17 protein-coding genes are annotated in these 18,055 nt (G+C 63.2%); 11 read left to right on the plus strand and 6 right to left on the minus strand.

Annotated elements, in window-relative coordinates; all coding sequences use genetic code 11:
* The first annotated feature begins 22 nt into the window (after positions 1-22).
* The 4 genes from AC25BC_RS35565 (at position 23) to AC25BC_RS35580 (ending at position 3,267) form a co-directional block, all read left to right on the plus strand.
* On the plus strand, positions 23-796 hold the full coding sequence (locus AC25BC_RS35565) for a transporter substrate-binding domain-containing protein (protein WP_003555487.1): 774 nt from the start codon (positions 23-25) through the stop codon (positions 794-796).
* Positions 797-808: 12 nt separating this feature from the next.
* A complete protein-coding gene (locus tag AC25BC_RS35570; protein ID WP_003555485.1) occupies positions 809-1,534 on the plus strand; it encodes an ABC transporter permease in 726 nt (241 codons plus the stop codon).
* A 12-nt stretch (positions 1,535-1,546) separates the two neighbouring features.
* Positions 1,547-2,236: an ABC transporter permease gene (locus AC25BC_RS35575; RefSeq protein ID WP_128438928.1), complete on the plus strand. Its 690-nt coding sequence runs from the start codon at positions 1,547-1,549 to the stop codon at positions 2,234-2,236.
* A 122-nt stretch (positions 2,237-2,358) separates the two neighbouring features.
* The gene (locus tag AC25BC_RS35580) at positions 2,359-3,267 is read left to right on the plus strand and encodes a homocysteine S-methyltransferase family protein (RefSeq protein ID WP_128438927.1); all 909 of its coding nucleotides are present in this window, start codon (positions 2,359-2,361) and stop codon (positions 3,265-3,267) included.
* 35 nt (positions 3,268-3,302) lie between these two features.
* On the opposite strand, the gene AC25BC_RS35585 is transcribed toward AC25BC_RS35580, so the two are convergent.
* Positions 3,303-3,737, minus strand: a complete 435-nt coding sequence (locus tag AC25BC_RS35585; RefSeq protein WP_012760658.1) for a MarR family winged helix-turn-helix transcriptional regulator — start codon at positions 3,735-3,737, stop codon at positions 3,303-3,305.
* A 202-nt stretch (positions 3,738-3,939) separates the two neighbouring features.
* Here AC25BC_RS35585 and AC25BC_RS35590 point away from each other — a divergent pair, with 202 nt between their 5' ends.
* A complete protein-coding gene (locus AC25BC_RS35590; RefSeq protein ID WP_128438926.1) occupies positions 3,940-5,754 on the plus strand; it encodes a chloride channel protein in 1,815 nt (604 codons plus the stop codon).
* Between the two features lie 90 nt (positions 5,755-5,844).
* Here the strand turns inward: AC25BC_RS35590 and AC25BC_RS35595 are convergent, their stop codons facing one another.
* The 5 genes from AC25BC_RS35595 to AC25BC_RS35615 all read right to left on the minus strand — a co-directional run bounded on the left by AC25BC_RS35595 (position 5,845) and on the right by AC25BC_RS35615 (position 11,052).
* Positions 5,845-6,615 carry an ABC transporter ATP-binding protein gene (locus AC25BC_RS35595; protein WP_003555479.1) on the minus strand — a complete coding sequence of 257 codons (771 nt, stop codon included), beginning with the start codon at positions 6,613-6,615 and terminating at the stop codon, positions 5,845-5,847.
* Between the two features lie 9 nt (positions 6,616-6,624).
* The gene (locus tag AC25BC_RS35600; protein ID WP_128438925.1) at positions 6,625-7,608 is read right to left on the minus strand and encodes an ABC transporter substrate-binding protein; all 984 of its coding nucleotides are present in this window, start codon (positions 7,606-7,608) and stop codon (positions 6,625-6,627) included.
* A 40-nt stretch (positions 7,609-7,648) separates the two neighbouring features.
* Positions 7,649-8,500: an ABC transporter permease gene (locus tag AC25BC_RS35605; protein ID WP_003555477.1), complete on the minus strand. Its 852-nt coding sequence runs from the start codon at positions 8,498-8,500 to the stop codon at positions 7,649-7,651.
* Positions 8,501-8,510: 10 nt separating this feature from the next.
* Complete coding sequence (locus tag AC25BC_RS35610) at positions 8,511-9,863, minus strand: LLM class flavin-dependent oxidoreductase (RefSeq protein WP_128438924.1); 1,353 nt, start codon at positions 9,861-9,863, stop codon at positions 8,511-8,513.
* A gap of 403 nt (positions 9,864-10,266) precedes the next feature.
* A complete protein-coding gene (locus AC25BC_RS35615) occupies positions 10,267-11,052 on the minus strand; it encodes an IclR family transcriptional regulator (RefSeq protein WP_012760654.1) in 786 nt (261 codons plus the stop codon).
* Positions 11,053-11,271: 219 nt separating this feature from the next.
* Here AC25BC_RS35615 and AC25BC_RS35620 point away from each other — a divergent pair, with 219 nt between their 5' ends.
* From AC25BC_RS35620 to AC25BC_RS35645, 6 genes are read left to right on the plus strand one after another with little or no spacing between them, the layout of a single operon-like run.
* A complete protein-coding gene (locus AC25BC_RS35620) occupies positions 11,272-12,345 on the plus strand; it encodes an ABC transporter substrate-binding protein (RefSeq protein ID WP_128438923.1) in 1,074 nt (357 codons plus the stop codon).
* Between the two features lie 34 nt (positions 12,346-12,379).
* Positions 12,380-13,894, plus strand: coding sequence for a sugar ABC transporter ATP-binding protein (locus AC25BC_RS35625; RefSeq protein ID WP_128438922.1), 1,515 nt, complete (start codon positions 12,380-12,382; stop codon positions 13,892-13,894).
* Positions 13,891-14,853 carry an ABC transporter permease gene (locus AC25BC_RS35630; RefSeq protein WP_012760651.1) on the plus strand — a complete coding sequence of 321 codons (963 nt, stop codon included), beginning with the start codon at positions 13,891-13,893 and terminating at the stop codon, positions 14,851-14,853. Before AC25BC_RS35625 ends, AC25BC_RS35630 begins: the two co-directional genes overlap by 4 nt.
* Positions 14,850-15,791: an ABC transporter permease gene (locus AC25BC_RS35635; protein WP_017997592.1), complete on the plus strand. Its 942-nt coding sequence runs from the start codon at positions 14,850-14,852 to the stop codon at positions 15,789-15,791. The genes AC25BC_RS35630 and AC25BC_RS35635 overlap by 4 nt, the downstream gene beginning before the upstream one ends.
* Positions 15,788-16,744, plus strand: coding sequence for an amidohydrolase family protein (locus tag AC25BC_RS35640; protein WP_128438921.1), 957 nt, complete (start codon positions 15,788-15,790; stop codon positions 16,742-16,744). The genes AC25BC_RS35635 and AC25BC_RS35640 overlap by 4 nt, the downstream gene beginning before the upstream one ends.
* Positions 16,737-18,047, plus strand: a complete 1,311-nt coding sequence (locus tag AC25BC_RS35645) for an alanine racemase (protein ID WP_128438920.1) — start codon at positions 16,737-16,739, stop codon at positions 18,045-18,047. Before AC25BC_RS35640 ends, AC25BC_RS35645 begins: the two co-directional genes overlap by 8 nt.
* Positions 18,048-18,055: the final 8 nt, after the last annotated feature.

Genomic DNA, 18,055 nt, shown 5'->3' on the forward strand with positions numbered 1-18,055 from the left:
ACAAACCAGGAGAATCCTGCGAATGAAACTGCTCCCCACACTGTTCGCCGGCGCGGCACTCGTGCTTTCCGCCGTCACCGCACAGGCCGAAGTCCGCTTCGGTGTCATGAACGAATCCTATCCGCCCTTCTTCGCCAAGGACGCCTCCGGCCAATGGCAGGGATGGGAGATCGACCTGATGAACGCTGTGTGCGAGCAGATGAAGGAGAAATGCTCGATCGTCGAAATTTCCTGGGATGGTCTCATTCCGGCTCTCCAGAGCAAGAAGTTCGACGTGATCTGGTCGTCGATGTCGAACACCGCGGAACGCTCGAAGGTGATCGACTTCACCGATAAATATTACAACACGCCGAGCACCTTGATCGGCCCCAAGGACCAGAAGCCGGGCGCCACTGCCGAGGACGTGAAAGGCAAGACCATCGGCATCCAGGTGTCGACGATCCAGTCGGAATATTACAAGAAGTATTTCGCCGAGGCTGCCGAGGAAAAGACCTACCAGACGCTCGACGAAGCGTTCCAGGATCTCGCCTCCGGCCGTATCGACTATGTCTTCGGCGATTCACTGGCGCTTGACGCTTTCCTCAAAAGCGATGGCGGCAAGGATTGCTGCGCCAAGATGGGCGACGTTGCCGACGACAAGGAGATTCTCGGCGCCGGCGTTTCGGGCGGCCTGCGCAAGGAAGACACTGAGCTGAAGGCCAAGCTGAACACGGCGATCGCTGCCGTCCGCGCCAGTGGCCAGTATGACGCCATCAACAAGAAATACTTCGATTTCGACATCTACGGCGCAAAGTAAGCAGCCGGAACGATGGCGACCACGCAACAAGGTATTCTGGACCTGCTGTCTCCCTATCCTCCGGGATGGGGCGGCGTCCTTTTGGCAGGTGCGGTCTCCACGGTCGCCATCTCCGCTTGCGCCTTCGCGATCGGGCTGCTGCTCGGCACGGGCGGCGCGCTTGGAAAGCTTTCGGGCAACCGCATGCTCCGCCTCCTGCTTGATCTCTATACCACGCTGATCCGCGCTGTTCCCGAGCTGATCCTGATCGTCGGGCTCTATTATGCCGGCACCGATGGCCTCAACCGGCTGCTCGCCGCGTTGGAGCTGCCGCCGGTCAATGTGAATGGGTTCGTGGCGGCCGTCGCCGTGCTCGGTTTCGTCCAGGGTGCCTACATGACGGAGGTGCTGCGCGGCGCGATCCTTGCCATTCCCGTCGGCCAGATCGAGGCGGCCAAAGCCTTCGGCATGGGACCGGTGCTGAGGTTCCGCCGGGTCCTGCTGCCGGCGCTCCTGCCAAACGCGCTGCCGGGTCTTGCCAATCTGTGGATGTCGGTCACCAAGGACAGCGCTCTGGTCGCGGTCGTCGGCTACCAGGAACTGGCGCTCGCCACCCGTCTTGCCGGGGCAAGCACCAAGCATTACTTCGTCTTTTTCCTTGCTTCGGCCCTTCTCTATCTCGCCATCACGCTTGTTTCCAACGTCGTCTTCAAACTGATCGAGGCACGGGTACGGCGGGGGCAGCCGCGCCTTGCCTGAAGAAAGCGCCCCATGAATTTCACCTGGATCTCTTCCTATTGGCCGCTGCTTCTGACCGGCGCCTGGCAGACTGTTTGCCTGCTGGTGATCTCCGTGGTGTTCGGCTTCGCCATCGCCATAGGCCTCGCCTTTGCGCAGGTCAGCGGCGGCAGGCTGACGCGGCTCCTGGCGCGCAGTTACTGCACCTTCTTTCGCGGCACGCCGCTGCTGATACAGCTATGGCTTCTCTACTACGGGGTGGGCTCGCTGCTGCCCATGGTCCCCGGCATCCGCCAGAGCCTGTTCTGGCCGATCCTGCGCGAGGGCTTCTTCTTCGCCGCCGTCAGCTTTACCCTGAACTATGCAGCCTATGAGGCAGAGGTGTTGCGCGGCGCGCTGCTTGCCGTTCCCAAGGGCGAGCTCGAAGCGGGCCGGGCCTTCGGCCTGTCGCCCTGGATGCTGATCCGCCGCATCTGGCTGCCGCGCGCCATTCGCATCGCCCTGCCGACGATTGCGGGAGAGATCGTCATGCAGCTCAAGGCGACGCCGCTCGCCTTTACGGTGACGGTGATGGATCTCTATGCCGTGGCAAACAAGGTTCGGCAGGACACGCTGCTCGTCTATGAACCGCTGCTGGTCGTCACCCTCTTCTATCTCGCGCTGACCGCCGTAATCGCCCGCGCCTTCCGAAGTCTCGAAGCGCAGGTGCCGGTTCGCCGCTAGGCCGACGGCAAAGAAACTGGTCATGAGTTCCCTCACGCACGAACCACGTACATCTCGCCCACCTTTGTTATGCAAAAGCCCGCCGCCGCTGACGGCGCGACAACCTGAATGGAGACCTCTTCATGAGCACGATGCGAATTCTCGATGGCGGCATGAGCCGCGAACTGTTGCGGCTGGGCGCCGAGCTGAAACAACCGGAATGGTCGGCATTGGCGCTGATCAATGCGCCGGATATCGTCCGTAAGGTTCACCAGGAATTCATCGCTGCCGGCTCTGAGGTCGTTACGACAAACAGCTATGCGCTCGTGCCCTTTCATATTGGTGAGGACCGGTTCTGGAAGGAGGGGGCGGCGCTGATCCGTCTCGCCGGTCGCTTGGCGCGCGAGGCGGCTGATTCCGTCACGGATCGGAAGGTGCTGGTTGCCGGCTCGCTGCCGCCGATCTTCGGCTCATACGAGCCGCAGAACTTTCAGCCTTCACGGGTGCAGGATTATCTCGAGGTGCTTGTCGAAAATCTTTCTCCCTTCGTCGATGTATGGCTCGGTGAGACGTTAAGCCTGATTGCCGAGGCAGAGGCTGTCCGCAAGGCGGTGGCGGCATCAGGCAAGCCGTTCTGGATTTCCTTCACATTGGTCGATGACGAGGCAGCGATAAGGGGCGGCGAACCGAAGCTGCGCTCCGAAGAAAGGGTCGAGGACGCGGCATCCTGGGTGGGTTCATCGGGCGCCGAAGCCCTCTTGTTCAATTGCAGCAAGCCTGAGGTCATGCAGGCGGCGGTGGAGACCGCGGCGCGCGTGTTCCGGACAATGGACGCGCGCATCGAAATCGGCGTCTATGCCAATGCCTTCGAAGGGGAGCAAGGCGAGGCAGCCGCCAATGAAGGCCTGCATAAGACCCGCAACGACCTAAATGACGATGCCTACTCGCGCTATGCCTGCTCCTGGGCTGAGGCCGGCGCGACCATCATCGGCGGCTGCTGCGGCATTGGCGCCGCCCATATCCATCGCCTGAAGAAGACGCTTTTGGATTGAAGCGGCACGTCAGGAGATCGGCTATGTCGCAATTGTCATTTGGTGTTTGACGCCGTCTTCTGGAGCTCGAGCAGAAGCTCGATCAACTTCGGGGCCATCTCCCTGATTTCCGAAAGGTGGACGGCGCTCAGTCGCGTCAGAAGCGCGTCCGCCTTATCCGTCAGAAGAACCGTCTGGCGGCGCCTGTCGGCCGGATCGGCATGACGTTCAACCAGTCCGGCATCCGACAGCCGCCCGACAAGCTCGGTCGCCGTATGCGGCGCGATGATCAGCCGCTCGGCTAGCATGCCGATGGTCATGGCATCGCCACGTTGTCCCTTGATCGCCAAAAGGGCCTGATGCTGCTGCGGGGGCAATCCCTCCGACTGGGCGGCAGAGGCGCTGAAGTCCATGAACTGGCGAAGCGCGAATCTGAGGTCGGCGAGAGCTTCGTAATCCTCTTGCCTCAGCGGCGGCGCGGTCTTCTTCAAAGCACTTCTCCTCTGCCGCAACGGCCGCCAAGGTCGGCAGCGCATGCCGCCATCCTCGAATAGATGGGCAGTCGCCAGCCGGTCAAGTGAGGCATCTTCATGGGACACTTTCGCCTTCATGCTTTCACCCATTGATTTATATCGTATCACGATATATTGACGCGCCTCAAGCGTATCCATTTCCGGCGTAGCAGAGGCTTCCATGGCGCAGCATCCACCAAACAACCGGCCGCACGATTTCACCGGCGGTCTTTCCCGGCGCGAGGCCGGCGATTTCACCACCGACAGGCGGGTCCTCCTCCTGGTCGGCATGTCCATCATTGTCGGCACCGCCGGCGCGTTTGCCGCCTGGTGTCTCGTCAGCCTCATTGCGCTGGTGACGAATGTCATCTGGTTCGGGGAGATCGGCATCCAGCCTGCCTCTCTGGCTGCGGTGCCGCGCTCGCTGTGGGTGGTGCTTGTTCCGCCGCTGGGTGGACTTGTCATCGGACTGATGGCCCGTTTCGGGTCGGAGAAGATCCGCGGCCACGGCATTCCCGAGGCGATCGAGGCCATCCTGATCGGCGGCAGCCGGATGTCGCCGAAGGTCGCGGTCCTGAAGCCGCTGTCGTCTGCCATTTCCATCGGAACCGGCGGCCCGTTCGGAGCCGAGGGGCCGATCATCATGACCGGCGGTGCGATCGGATCGCTGTTCGCGCAATTCTTTCACATGAGTGCGGCCGAGCGGAAAACGCTGCTCGTCGCCGGTGCGGCCGCAGGCATGACGGCGATTTTCGGTTCGCCGATCGCCGCGGTCATGCTGGCGGTCGAACTGCTGTTGTTCGAATGGAAGCCGCGCAGCTTCATTCCCGTCGCCGTTGCCGCCTGCGTGTCGATCTGCTGGCGCCCGCTGCTGTTCGGCGTCGGCCCGCTGTTCCCGACCCACTTCCAGGTGGCCTTGCCCTGGTGGGGTATTTTCGCCTGTGCGGCGATGGGGATCATCTCCGGCCTGCAATCGGGATTGCTGACGACGCTGCTCTACCGAATCGAGGACCTGTTCGAAGCCTTGCCGATCCACTGGATGTGGTGGCCGGCACTTGGCGGTCTCGTCATCGGTCTCGGCGGCCTGATCGAACCGCGGGCAATGGGCGTCGGCTACGACATCATCGATGGCTTGCTCAACAACCGGTTGCTCGCCCCGGCTGTCATGTCGATCCTGCTGGTGAAGACCATCATCTGGCTGTTTGCCCTGTCGTCGGGCACCTCCGGTGGCGTGCTCGCGCCGCTTTTGATTTTCGGCGGCGCTCTCGGATGGCTGGTCGGTATTGTCATGCCGGGCAATGATCCCGGCTTCTGGGCGCTGCTCGGAATGGCGGCGATGATGGGTGGAACCATGCGTGCACCGCTGACGGGCACTTTCTTTGCGTTGGAGATCACCGGCGACGTCAGCACGCTCGTTCCGCTGCTTGCCGCAACCGTGGTGGCCTATGCCGTCACCGTGCTTTTGCTGCGCCGCTCGATCCTCACCGAGAAGATCGCCCGCCGCGGTCAGCACATCACCCGCGAATATGGCGTCGACCCGTTCGAACTGTCGCGCGCAAGCGAGATCATGATCAGCGATGTCGACACGCTTCCCGTCGCCATGACGGTGGGAGAGGCCTGCGATTTCTTCGCCTCGCAGCGGAAGACGCACCGGATCTATCCGGTGGTCGATGCGACAGGCAGGCTGGCCGGCGTCGTATCGAGAGCCGACGCTTTGCTCTGGCAGGGGAACCCGGACCTCGCCAGCCAGACGCTTGCGGAAAACGTGACGGATGATTCAGTTCCGGTGGGGCATCCTGATGATACGGTCGCATTCATCGCCGATCTGATGCTGTCGACCGGCGACGGACGCATTCCGATCGTCGATCCGACTTCAGGGAAATTATGCGGCCTGATCGCGCGCAAGGATCTGCTGCTGTTGCGCAGTTCCTACAGGTCGGCCGAATTGGATCGGCGCCCGTATCTCACCGCCAGCTCGAAGAGCAAGTCGCGGTAGCGGTCCGCGGGCGTCCTCCGCATCGCTATTGCTACTGCCGCGCGCCGCATGGATCAGGTCCCATGCGGCGCGCGCTGACGCTTGAAGACGTCAGTGCAGTCCGAACAGGTTCAGCAGCTCTTCGCGGTGTCGAACGAATTCCGGTGCGCTGCGGTCGCGAGGACGGGGCAGATCGATTTCGATCAGACGCGGCTCGCCGCCCTTCTCCCGTGGCAGGATCAGGATCCGGTCGGCCAGATAGATCGCCTCCTCGAGATCATGGGTGACGAGGATGGTCGTCACATCCTCATCGCGCCAGATCCGTGCGAGTTCTTGCTGCATGCCGATCTTGGTCATCGCGTCGAGCGCGCCGAGCGGTTCGTCGAGCAGCAGGATCTCCGGCTGGACGGCTAGAGCCCGGGCGATGCCGACGCGCTGGGCCATGCCGCCCGACAGCTGCCGGGGATAGGCAGCCTCGAACTGCTGCAGGCCGACGAGCTTGACATAGTGGCGCGCCCGTCCCCTCGCCTGCTCACGCGACAGGCCGCTAGTTTCCAGCCCGAAGGAGACATTGTCGAGCACGGTCAGCCAGGGCAGAAGGCGCGGTTCCTGGAAGATGACGGCGCGCTCTGTGCCGACGCCTCGCACCGCCTTGCCATCGACGAGGACCTCTCCCGTGTCTGAATCCTCAAGACCTGCCAGAACCCTGAGCAGGGTCGTCTTGCCCGAGCCGCTGGCGCCGACGATGGCGAGGCTTTCGCCGGAGCGGACGTGGAGGTTGATATCCCTGAGAACCTGCAGAGGTGTCCCGTTCAACCTGTAGGATTTGGAGAGGTGACGGATCGTCACCTCCCCGCGGCGCGTGTCCTCAGCGATGCTCATCATCATTCCTCAGTTGCTTGCCGGCTTGGCGTCGACGGTCAAGAGGATGTCCTTGGCGGCCAGCTGGCCTTGCTTCAGCTTGCCTTCGCGAACCAGGACGTCGATCCAGAACTGGATGTCGCGCTCGACCGGCAGGCCGCCGGCACGCACCCCATAGCCTCGGAAGTACTGTGCGATATCAGCGTTCTCACCACGCTCACTGAGCGCCTCGGCGAGGATCTTCTTGGTTTCCTCCGGATGCTCGCGGGCGTAATCGAGAGCGCGAGCCGACTGCTCGACGAAAATCTTTGCAGCTTCAGGATGTTCGCGAGCGAAATCACGGCGCAGGACCACGAAGCCCCCGGCGATGTCTCCAAGCACGTCGGTATCGTCGAAAATCGGACGCAGACCGCCATTCTTCAGCGCAGCCCCTTCGAAGGTCGTCTGCCAGTAGCCGAAGGCGGCAATATCGACCTGTTTGGAGCGCAGCACCTGCTCGAGCTGCGGCCCGGGAACGACAAGCTGATTGGCTGCGTCCGCCGGTAGGCCTGCGGAATGCAGGGCTTCGCGGATGGTATAGTCGAGATGCGCGCCGAGCGTATTGACCGCGATGCTCTTGCCGGCAATGTCCTTGATACTCTTGATCGGGCTGTCTTCCAGCACGTAGAAGGTCGACTGCACCTCGTTATTGATGCCGTTTGAGGGATAGGCGGCGACGAAATCATTGCCGCCGATGATCGAATTCAGGACGGCGGAAGTTGCGGCGCTGCCGATCTCGACATCACCCGATGCCAGGGCGATCAGGGAGGCCGGGCCGCCCTGGGCGTAGCCGACATTTTCGAGCGTGATGCCCGTTCCGTCGAAGTAGCCGAGTTCGGCGGCGAGTTCATGAGCGGCAAGACCACCCTGGCTGGCGAGATAGCGCAGCTTCACCGTGTCGGCGGCCGCGGCGGGTGAGGTTAGGCCGAGAGCGATCACTGCCGGCAGGAGAAGGTGGCGGGGATGGAATGTCATCTGGTGGGACCTTTCGGAAGAGGAAAATCGGGAAAGCAGGTCAGCGGCTCGGCTGAGACCAGCGGCAGAGACGGCGCTGCAAGAGAACGAGCAAGGCATTGGCGGCAAGCCCGAGGAAGGCGAGCAGAAGGATCGCTGCAAACATCAGCGGGATCTGGAAATTGTACTGGGCATTCATAACCTGGAAGCCGATGCCCTTGTTGGCGCCGATCATCTCGGCGGCAATCAGCAGCAGAAGTGCCGTCGTCGCCGAAAGACGCAGGCCGACGAAGATCGCCGGTACCGACGCCGGCAGGATGACGCGGCGGAAGATGGTCAGCGGTCCGGCGCCATAGGTCCGCGCCATCTCGATGAGCTTCTTGTCCACTTCCTTGACGCCGCCGATCGTGGCAAGCAGCACCGGAAACAGTGTGGCCCAGAAGATCACGAAGATCTTCGATGTTTCGCCGAGGCCAAGCAGCAGGATGAAGACCGGGTAGAGCGCCAGCGCCGAGGTCTGGCGGAAGAGCTGCAGGATCGGATCGAGCGCCTGTTCGACCGCACGAACCTGGCCCATGAACAGGCCGAGCGGAATGCCGATCACCACGGCAAAGGCGAAGGCAGTTCCGGATCGCTGCAGGCTGATGGCGATATCATCGAGCAGCGCGCCATTGGCAAGATTGGTCCAAAGAGCGGACAGGATCACGTCCAGGGGCGGGAAGATAGCGGGATTGACCCAGCCCCTGGTGCTCGACACCTGCCAGAATACGAGGAAGCCGATGAGAAGGCCGTAGCGCGGCAAAAGCGATGCGAGCACCCCGCGCACTTGCAAGGCGAGAGTGGAAATATGGCTTTCGCTGTTTTTCAGGCGGCCGAAGCTTCTCGGAAGAACCTGGTTGATTTCATAGGACATCGACCGCTCCTCACTCTGCTGCCTGGAGATCTGCTTGTTCTGCAGCCCACCGATTGGTCGGGAAAGGCAGGCCGAGGTTTTCTCGAAGCGTCTTGCCCTCATAGGCCGTGCGGAACAGGCCGCGGCGCTGCAGTTCCGGAATGACCAGATCGACGAAATCGTCGAGCGCCGTCGGCAGCCAGGGCGGCAGAATGTTGAAGCCGTCGGCAGCTTCGTTCTCGAACCACTTCTGCAGCGTATCGGCGATCTGTTCGGGTGTTCCGACGATGGTGTAGTGACCGCGGGCAGACGCGATCCACTGATAGAGCTGGCGGATAGTGAAGTTGTTTTCGTCGGCGATCTGGCGGATGAGGGCCTGGCGGCTCTTCATGCCTTCCGTCGGCGGCGCCGGTGGTAGAGGGCCGTCGAGGTCATAGCCGTGCAGGTCGAGCGTGCCACCGGTCAGGCCATTGAGGAGGCCGATCCCGTCCTCTTCGACGATGAGCGAGGTCAGACGGTCGTATTTCTCGCGCGCCTCCGCCTCGGTCCTGCCGACGAAAGCGGATACGCCGGGCATGACGAGGATATGATCGGGATTTCGGCCGAGAGCGCGGGCGCGTGCCTTGATATCCCGATAGAACTCCTGGGCAGTTTCGATATGCTGATGGGCGGTGAATATGACTTCGGCCGTCGCTGCGGCGAGCCCGCGTCCGTCTTCGGACTGCCCGGCCTGGACGATGACGGGATGCCCCTGCGGCGATCGCGAAACGTTGAGCGGACCGCGCACCTGGAAGTGTTCGCCGCGGTGGTCGGTGTCGTGCAGCTTCGACGGATCGAAGAACACGCCGGATTGCTTGTCCCGTATGAACGCGTCGTCCTCGAAGCTTTCCCAGAGTTTGCGGACAACGTCGACGTGCTCGGCGGCGCGGCGATATCGGTCGGCATGCGGCAGCTGGGTATCGCGGTTGAAGTTCTGCGCCGTCAGGTCGCCCGTCGTGGTGACAACATTCCAGCCGGCACGGCCCTCCGAGATCAGGTCCAGCGAGGCGAATTTGCGGGCGGTCGTGTAAGGCTCTTCGTAGGTGGTCGAGGACGTGGCGATAAAGCCGAGATGGGTGGTGAAAGGCGCAAGGGCCGAGAACAATGTCACGGGTTCGAAGCCGGCCACGCGGGCGTTGCCGCCTTCACGCGCACCGCCAAAACCGACAGCCAGCCCGTCGGCGAGGAAATATGCATCGAAGAGGCCACGCTCAGCCGTCAAGGCAAGACGTTTGTGAAACTCGAAACTGGTCGCGCCGTCTGCCGGCTGGTCGGGATGCCGCCATGACGCAACATGCTGTCCGCCACCGGGAAGAAATGCCCCAAGCCTGATTTTCCGTGTCATTTCGTGTCCTCTCCGTTTCCGTCAACAGCCCGGTCTTCCCCAGGGCCAAGTATTCAATTGGCTGTTGGGTTGCTAAAATACGTTCTCCATAGAATTTATAGAGAAACTGAATTTCGTAGTTTCGGAGGAAGGGTGAATAGATTTCCCGGTTTGGCATGAAATTGGAAATCAACGGTCAGGGCGACTATCCCGGGGTATGCGGGCGCGGACCGGCAGATGGGATCTGCGGGCGTGGCGAAGAGCCCGGCCGAGACGACAAATGGCAATAGGTCTTCTGAGCGTCTTATGCCCGCTTGCAGCCCCGCCGGAGCGAGGATCCAGTTTGACGAGCATGCAAGGGAATGGCGGTTTTCGCACGAACGCCCGTGCTACCTGAGATCAATGCCTTGATGTGCTCAGGGCATCAGCCTCGTTTTGGCCGGGTCGGGGCATGGTCGAGGCCGGCGGCGGCCTTCTTCAGGCAGTCGAGGTAGCGGTCCCGGTTGGCGATGCCATCGTCGCGTGGCGTGACGAGGCAGAGCGTTGCGGCTGCATGGCCTTCCTCGCCCCGCACCGGTACGGCAAAACAGTGGGTGAAGCTGTCGACGATGCTGTTGAAGGTGAAGAGACCTTCGCGCTCGGCCTGGCGCACCTCGGCGATGAAGGTTTGCGGCTCAAGCCATTCGCCGTTCGGCAGGCGAAAATCCTGCGGCGGAATGAAGTTCAGAATGTCCTGATCCGACAGGTGTGCGACGAGCAGGCGGCCCGACGCCGTCCACGGGATCGGCACCGACTGCCCGACATCCGTCGAAATGCGGAAGGGGCGCGCGCCTTCGCGCATGCGAACGACCGTGTATCTGTTTCCATCCAGCATGCAGAACTGCGCTGTCTCCCGCGTCTCGTCGGCAAGCTGTTCCAGCGCCGCCTCGCATTCGCGGGTGAAGTCGAAATGGTTCTCATAGGCTGCGCCGAGGAAATACAGTTTGCGGCCGAGATAGACACGCCCCTCGCCGCCGGTGAATTCCAGGATACCATTCTGCAGCAGCAGGTTGACGAGCTCGTAAACCGATGAGCGCGGCGCGCCGATCTGCGCGGCGATTTCATTCGGCTTCAGGGCCTGCCGTTTCTGGCGCAGGAAATCGAGGATCTCGAAGGCGCGGTCGAGCCCTCGGGCGCGTTTACCGGCTGCTTCGTCCTGAACTGCATCCATTTCTATCGATCCCTTTTTTGTCCGGCCAAGCTTTTCAAGCCGACTGCCGCATCTGTCAATCGATCCCGTCATTCGCCGCGAATGAAATTTTCCCACCCCTCTTGCGAGGTAGAAAAATCGGCATAAGATCGCCTCGTCCGGTATATAGATCACATGTACAGTATATTGGACACCAATGGCAAGCCGTCAACGCTGCCGCACACAAAAAAGGGGATCGACATGAAGAATCTTGAAAACGGCATTTCCGCTTCGCTACGCCGCCAGCTTCTCGCCGGTGCTGCCGCCGCGGCCGCACTCCTCGTCTTTTCGGCCGGTACGGCCTCGGCCGCCGCCAATTGCATCAAGGGTGACAGGAAAGCGCCCTATACGATCGGCTGGGCAAACATCTATTCGGTGCCGACCTGGATGAAGCAGACCGAAGGCACCATCACGGCCGAAGTGGAGGAGCTGAAGAAGGCGGGCCTGGTGAAGGACCTGATGATCACGGACGCGCAGGGTAACGCCCAGACCCAGATCCAGCATATCCAGTCGATGATCGACGCCAATGTCGACGCCATCGTCGTGATCGCCGGTTCCTCCAACGCGCTCGACCGCGTCATATCAGATGCCTGCGACAAGGGCATTGCCGTCGTGAATTTCGACAGTCTGGTCAATACCGACAAGGTGACGGCGAAGATCAACACCGATTCCAACGAATGGGGCGCGACCGCTGCCAAGTGGATGGTCGGCCAGCTCGGCGGCAAGGGCAAGATCATCATCATGAACGGCCCGGCCGGCATTTCGGTGAGCGACGACCGCCGCAAGGGCGCCCAGCCGGTCCTTGACGCCAATCCCGGTCTCCAGGTGATCACCGAGACGAACACGGAATATAACGTCGCCCCGGCACAGGAAGCGATCACCAGTCTGCTCTTTGCCAATCCCGAAATCGACGGCGTGCTGTCGCTCGGCGGCGCGCTATCGGCCGGCTCGGTGCTGGCCTTCGAGCGTCAGGGCCGCGACCAAGTGCCGACAACAGGCGAAAACGCAAGGCAGTTCCTGGAGCTCTGGAAGGAGAAGGGACTGAAGGGCTGGGCCACCATGCAGCCCAACTGGCTCGGCGCGCTGTCTGTTTACACCGCCGTGCAGGCGCTGGAAGGCAAGGCCGTTCCGGCCTTCGTCAAGGTGCCGCTGCCTGTCATCGACGACAGCACGATCGGCAGCTACCTCGCCCGGGCCGACAAGTTCCCGGCTGACGGCTATATCTACTCGGACTACGACAAGGCGCTCTTCGACAAGCTGCTTGCCGCCAAGTAATCCGCCCAAGTAACTCGGGTTGAGGAAAGCCGTCATGACGGAAGAAAGACCCCTGCTGGAAGCCCGGCAGGTGTTCAGAGGATTTTTCGGCAATCCCGTTTTGAAGGGCGTCGATATTGCCCTTCTGCCGGGCAGGGTTCACGCCCTGCTCGGCGAAAACGGCGCCGGCAAATCCACGCTGATCAACCTCCTGTCCGGCGCTCTGCAGCCGGACAGCGGTTCCATCCTCGTCGACGGCAAGCCAGTCGAGCGCTTCAGCCCGGCGGCTGCGCGCGGTGCGGGTATTGCCGTCGTTCAGCAGGAGCTGAGCCTCACGGCCAGTCTGTCGATTGCCGAAAACATAGGGCTCGGCGCCTTTCCGCGCCGGTTCGGCCTTATCGATTACAGAGCGCTTCATCGCGGCGTGTCAGACGTCTGCGATATGGTCGGGCTCACCGAGCCGCTCGACATGCCAGTCGCCGACCTCGCACTTGGCCGCCGTCAGATGGTGGAGATCGCCAAGGCACTGTTCCGCAAGCCGCGTGTGCTGATCCTGGATGAGCCGACCTCATCGCTCTCCGCGCACGAAGCCGGCATCCTGGCCCGCCTGATCGAGACGCTGAGAGATCGCGGCACTGCACTTCTCTATATTTCCCACCGCCTCAACGAGGTGCAGGCGCTCTGTTCACATGTCACGGTGCTGAAGGATGGCCTGGTCACCGCCGACCAGTCGCTGTCCGGCATCGACGGCGAAGGCCTGGTGCGCCTGATGGTCGGCCGCGAGACCGGCGACCTGTTCCCGCCGCGCTCCGTCACGGCACCCGGCGCGATTTGCATCAGCGTCGAAGGTTTTTCCGCCGGCATGGTGCGTGACATCGATTTCTCCGCCCGCGCCGGCGAGATCGTCGGCATCGGCGGGCTCGTGGGACAAGGGCAGGAAGACCTGCTGCTCGGTCTCTACGGCGCGATTCCGGCCTCGGCCGATCGGGCGGAAGTATCCGGCAAACCCGCCCTGCCCGCCAATGTCGGCGAGGCGAATGCCACCGGCATCGTCTATGTCCCGGCCGACCGCAAGCATGAGGGGCTGGTGCTGCCGCATTCCATTGCCTCCAATCTCATCCTGCCCTCGCTCGGACGGCTCGCCCGCAAGGGCTTACGCGACCGACCGGCGGAAAACGGCCTGGTCGCCGATCTCGCGCGCCGGCTGACGATCAAGGGCGACACGGCCCGCCCGGTCCAGGCCCTTTCCGGCGGCAACCAGCAGAAGGTGGCGCTCGCCAAATGGCTGCCGCTCGATCCCTCCGTTCTGCTCCTCAACGATCCGACGCGCGGCGTCGACATCGAGACCAAGCGGGAAATCTATCTCATGCTCCGTGCCTTCGCCGCCGAGGGGCGGCTCGTCATTCTGGCGAGCTCCGATACGCCGGAGCTGGTGCATCTCTGCGACCGTGTCGTGGTTCTGCGCGAGGGCGTCGTCGCCGCGGTGCTGTCGCAAGATGAAATCAGCGAAGGAGCGATCGTCGGTGCGGCCATGGGCATTACCACCACGACACAGGGAGAGGCGGCATGAGCACAAGTTCATCATCCCGGCTCTACGGCTCGATCCAGCTTCGCCGCAACCGTGGCCTTGCCGGCCTCTATCTGGTTGTCGCCGCCTTTCTCATCCTCTATGCGCTGCTCTTTCCCGGCATCCTTTCGATCGGCGGCTTCTCCAAGTTCACGCAGAACTGGTTCCCGCTGGCGCTCGTCACCATGGCGCAGGCGCTGCTCATGCTGAACGGCGGCATCACGCTCGCAATCGGCCCGCTCGTCAGCCTTGGAGCGGTGATCGCCGCGACGACGATGCAAGGGGCGCTCGGCGTGCCGGGCGGCATTCTTGCGGTCGCACTCGCCGGTCTTTTGATCGGCGCCGCCATCGGCGTCATCGTTACCTATCTGAGGCTGCCTGCAATCATTGTCACGCTCGCCGGCTCCTTCATCATCGGCGGGGTCGCACTCATCCTGCTGCCGCGGCCGGGTGGGTTCATTCCCGATTGGCTGTCGACGGTACTGGCCGGCCACACGCCCGTCGCCTTCCTGCTGCTCGTCGTGATCCTGGTACTGTGGAAGGCCTTTCTTGCAACGCCGCTCGGCCTCGGCATCTACGCGGCCGGCGACAATCCGGTCGGTGCGTTCCGCTCCGGCGTCCCGGTTGAACGGGTGAAGGTCGCAGCCTTCGCGCTGTCCGGTCTTCTCGCCGCCCTGACCGGTCTCTTCGTCGCTGCGCAGACCGGCTCGGGTGATCCTGTTATCGGCACGCCCTTCACGCTGAACTCGATTGCCGCCGCCGTCCTTGGCGGCGTGGGCTTCCTCGGCGGCAAGGGCACGATGCGCGGCGCGATCTGCGGCAGCCTGCTGCTCTCGGTGATGATCAACGTCATGTTCTTCCTGGGCTTCCCGCCGGTCGCACAATATGTCGCGCAAGGTCTGATCATCGTCGGCGCGGTCGCCGTGCCGGAACTTCTTGGGGCTTGGAGGGCAAGGCGATGAATATCATCAGGTCCGCGTTCCGCAATCCGCCGCTGCTGACCTTCCTTCTGGTCGCGCTCGTCTGGATCGTCGCAAGCTTTACGTTGCGTGGTTTCGGCGCCTATGGCCACCTGCGCTACCTGCTCGAACTCGCCGCGGTGATCGGCATTGCCGCCGCCGGCCAGACGCTCGTCATCCTGATGGGCGGCATCGATCTCTCCGTCGGCGCGGTCATAACAGTCACGGCGATCCTGCTGCCGCTGATCTCGCCAGCCTGGGACCCGACCGGCCTCGCCGGCATCGCGGCGGCCCTTGCCATCGCCGCGGCTATCGGCCTGATGAACGGCGCCGGTGCTGCCTATCTTCGCGTGCCGCCGATCATCATGACGCTGGCCATGGCGACCTTCCTGCAGGGGCTGCTCGTCATCGTCGCCGGCGGCAGCGCGGTTACCGTCAGCAATCCGGCGGTCATTCTGCTCGGGCAGGCGCGGCCGCTCGGCATTCCCTCAGGCATTATCCTGTGGCTTGTCGTCTCGATCGTCGTCCTGCTGCTCGTCCACCGCATGCCGATCGGCGCCCGTTTCCTGGCGCTTGGGGCAAACCCGCTGGCGGCCCGACTTTCCGGCGTCAGCGTCACGGGCAACACGCTGATCGTCCACACTCTGTCCGGCTTTTTCGCAGGGCTTGCGGGCATTCTCGTGCTCGGCATGAACCGGCAAGGTTATGTCGGCATCGGCGACCCCTATCTGCTGACCTCGATCGCCGCCGTCGTGCTCGGCGGCAGCTCGATCCTCGGTGGCCGCGGCACCTATGCCGGCACCATTCCCGGGGCAATCCTGCTTGTGACGACGACGGCGCTGATCACCGTCGTCAATGCCTCCCCCGGCTGGCGGTCGATCATGTTCGGCACCTTGATCCTCGCTCTTCTGCTGGTTTCCGGACGCGAGGCGCGCAGATGACGGAGCTCTATGACGGGCCGGTGATCGACCCGCATCACCACCTCTGGGACCTCAGCCTGCAACGCCATCCCTGGCTGCAGAAGGCCAGAGCTTCCGGCGAAGAGATGGTTTTCGGAAGCCTCGCATCGATCCTGCGCGACTACGGCATCGACGATTATCGCGCCGATGCTGCCCGCCAGAACGTAATTGCAACCGTGCATGTGGAGGCCGGCTGGTCCGTTGCCTGCCCGCTGGACGAGAGCCGCTGGCTGGATGGCCTCGACCGCAGCTCCGGTGTGGCGCGCCGTTATATCGCGTGCGTTCCTCTCGACGGGCCGGACGCCATGCGCCTGCTCGAGACGGAAGCGGCGAACCCGAATGTCGTCGGCATCCGTGATATTTTGAGCTGGCATCCGGACGCGGCGAAGAGTTTTGCTTCGCGCCCGAACCGCATGGACGATCCCGCCTGGCGGGCGGGACTTGCCCATGCCACGCGGCTCGGACTGGTCTTCGACCTTATGCTTTATCCCTGGCAGATGAATGAGGCGCTCGAACTGGTGCGTGCTTTTCCGCAAACGCTTTTCGTGCTCAACCACGGCGGCAGCCCGGCTGACCGGACGGAGGACGGCATGGCGCTCTGGCGCCGTGGTCTGCGGGCGCTCGGCAGCGAGCCGAATCTGCGCCTGAAGATCTCCGACCTCGTCGCCTATGACAATAAGTGGACGCTCGAAAGCCTGCGGCCGGTGATCGAGCATTGCCTCGCTTGTTTCGGCCCGGCGCGCGCCATGTTCGCGAGCGACTTTCCGGTTGCGGGCTTGCACGCCTCCTTCGACGAGGTCTACCAGGTTTTCCGAGCGGTCGCCTCAGAGCTCTCTTACGACGAGCAGCGCGCCCTGTTCTTTGCCACCGCCAATGACACCTATCGCCTCGGCATCGCCGACCCGGCCGAGATCAGGAGTGGCTGCGATGTCTGACCTCCATACTGCGACGGAAAACGTGCTGATCGACGAGCAGGTGCGCGGCTTTCCGCCGGGCAATCCGCCGCTTCCGCTTGCTGCAATCGGCAAGCAGGGATGGAAGCCCTATGACGGCAGGATGGCCCTGCCGCTGATCTCGCTCGACCGGCAGGCTTTCACGGGAAATGTCGAACTGATGATGGCCTATGTGATGAGCCACGGCGCCGATATCGCGCCGCACGCCAAGACACCGATGTCGATGGCGCTGGCGGAGGCACTTCTGGCGGCAGGCGCCTGGGGTACGACGGTCGCCGATATCCGCCAGGCCGCCGTCCTGCTCAAGGCGGGACAGCGCCGGCTGATCCTCGCCAACGAGATCGGCGGGGCCGCCGCTGCCCGCCGGCTCGCGGCCCTGCTTGGCCACTATCCCGATGCGGAACTTCATATCTTCGTGGATTCGACGGCGCTCGCCGAGGCTCTTCGCTCCGCCTGGCAGGAGCGTGTCGATCTGCCGCCCCTCGGTCTGCTGGTGGAGTTCGGTGCCGGTCGCGCCGGTGCCCGCGGCGTCGCCGCCGCCGAGGCAATTCTGGAGGCGATCCTTGCCGCGGAGACGCCGGCCTTCCGGCTGACCGGCATCGCCGCCTATGAAGGTGCGGCCGCGACCGCCGATGCGGAAGAGACGATGCGTCGCATCGACGCGCTGATGGCGGTGACATCCGATTTCCTGCCGAAGCTGCGCGCCCGCATCGGCGACGAGCGGCCGCTCCTCGTCACGGCCGGCGGCTCAGTGTTTTTCGATGTGGTGATTGCCAGGCTTGCAGCCGCCATCGCAGCCGATCCCGCCTGCCGGCTGGTGCTGCGCAGCGGTGCGATCTTCTTCCACGATCACGGCATCTACGAGCGCGGCCTTGCCGGCCTCGATGCACGCGGCGGCTTCCGCATCGGCGGCGAGACGATCTCGGCGGCCGCGGGTTTCCGTCCGGCGCTGCGGGTCTGGGCCGAGGTCCTCTCTCGGCCGGAGCCGCGGCTGGCGATCTGCGGCATGGGTATGCGCGACGTGGCCATGGACCAAGGCCTGCCACGGCCGTTGGCGCTCTATCGCAATGGGGCGCGTCTTGCCGATCTCGAGAGCGCTGACGTGTTTCGCCTCAACGATCAACACGCCTTCGTCGCCCTTGCCGACGGCAGCGACGTCGCGGTTGGCGACGTCATCGAGTGCGGCATCTCGCATCCCTGCACCTGCCTTGACCGGCATGCCATCCTCTACGGCCTCGACCCGGATCATTCGGTGACGGCGGCCTATCTGACCAGCTTCGGCTGAACTTTCCC

Source organism: Rhizobium sp. WSM409 (assembly GCF_057653825.1).

Coding starts and splice junctions, on each gene's coding strand:
- AC25BC_RS35565 (WP_003555487.1), top strand. CDS start 23: ATGAAACTGCTCCCCACACTGTTCGCCGGCGCGGCACTCGTGCTTTCC.
- AC25BC_RS35570 (WP_003555485.1), top strand. CDS start 809: ATGGCGACCACGCAACAAGGTATTCTGGACCTGCTGTCTCCCTATCCT.
- AC25BC_RS35575 (WP_128438928.1), top strand. CDS start 1,547: ATGAATTTCACCTGGATCTCTTCCTATTGGCCGCTGCTTCTGACCGGC.
- AC25BC_RS35580 (WP_128438927.1), top strand. CDS start 2,359: ATGAGCACGATGCGAATTCTCGATGGCGGCATGAGCCGCGAACTGTTG.
- AC25BC_RS35590 (WP_128438926.1), top strand. CDS start 3,940: ATGGCGCAGCATCCACCAAACAACCGGCCGCACGATTTCACCGGCGGT.
- AC25BC_RS35595 (WP_003555479.1), bottom strand. CDS start 6,615: ATGAGCATCGCTGAGGACACGCGCCGCGGGGAGGTGACGATCCGTCAC.
- AC25BC_RS35600 (WP_128438925.1), bottom strand. CDS start 7,608: ATGACATTCCATCCCCGCCACCTTCTCCTGCCGGCAGTGATCGCTCTC.
- AC25BC_RS35605 (WP_003555477.1), bottom strand. CDS start 8,500: ATGTCCTATGAAATCAACCAGGTTCTTCCGAGAAGCTTCGGCCGCCTG.
- AC25BC_RS35610 (WP_128438924.1), bottom strand. CDS start 9,863: ATGACACGGAAAATCAGGCTTGGGGCATTTCTTCCCGGTGGCGGACAG.
- AC25BC_RS35615 (WP_012760654.1), bottom strand. CDS start 11,052: ATGGATGCAGTTCAGGACGAAGCAGCCGGTAAACGCGCCCGAGGGCTC.
- AC25BC_RS35620 (WP_128438923.1), top strand. CDS start 11,272: ATGAAGAATCTTGAAAACGGCATTTCCGCTTCGCTACGCCGCCAGCTT.
- AC25BC_RS35625 (WP_128438922.1), top strand. CDS start 12,380: ATGACGGAAGAAAGACCCCTGCTGGAAGCCCGGCAGGTGTTCAGAGGA.
- AC25BC_RS35630 (WP_012760651.1), top strand. CDS start 13,891: ATGAGCACAAGTTCATCATCCCGGCTCTACGGCTCGATCCAGCTTCGC.
- AC25BC_RS35635 (WP_017997592.1), top strand. CDS start 14,850: ATGAATATCATCAGGTCCGCGTTCCGCAATCCGCCGCTGCTGACCTTC.
- AC25BC_RS35640 (WP_128438921.1), top strand. CDS start 15,788: ATGACGGAGCTCTATGACGGGCCGGTGATCGACCCGCATCACCACCTC.
- AC25BC_RS35645 (WP_128438920.1), top strand. CDS start 16,737: ATGTCTGACCTCCATACTGCGACGGAAAACGTGCTGATCGACGAGCAG.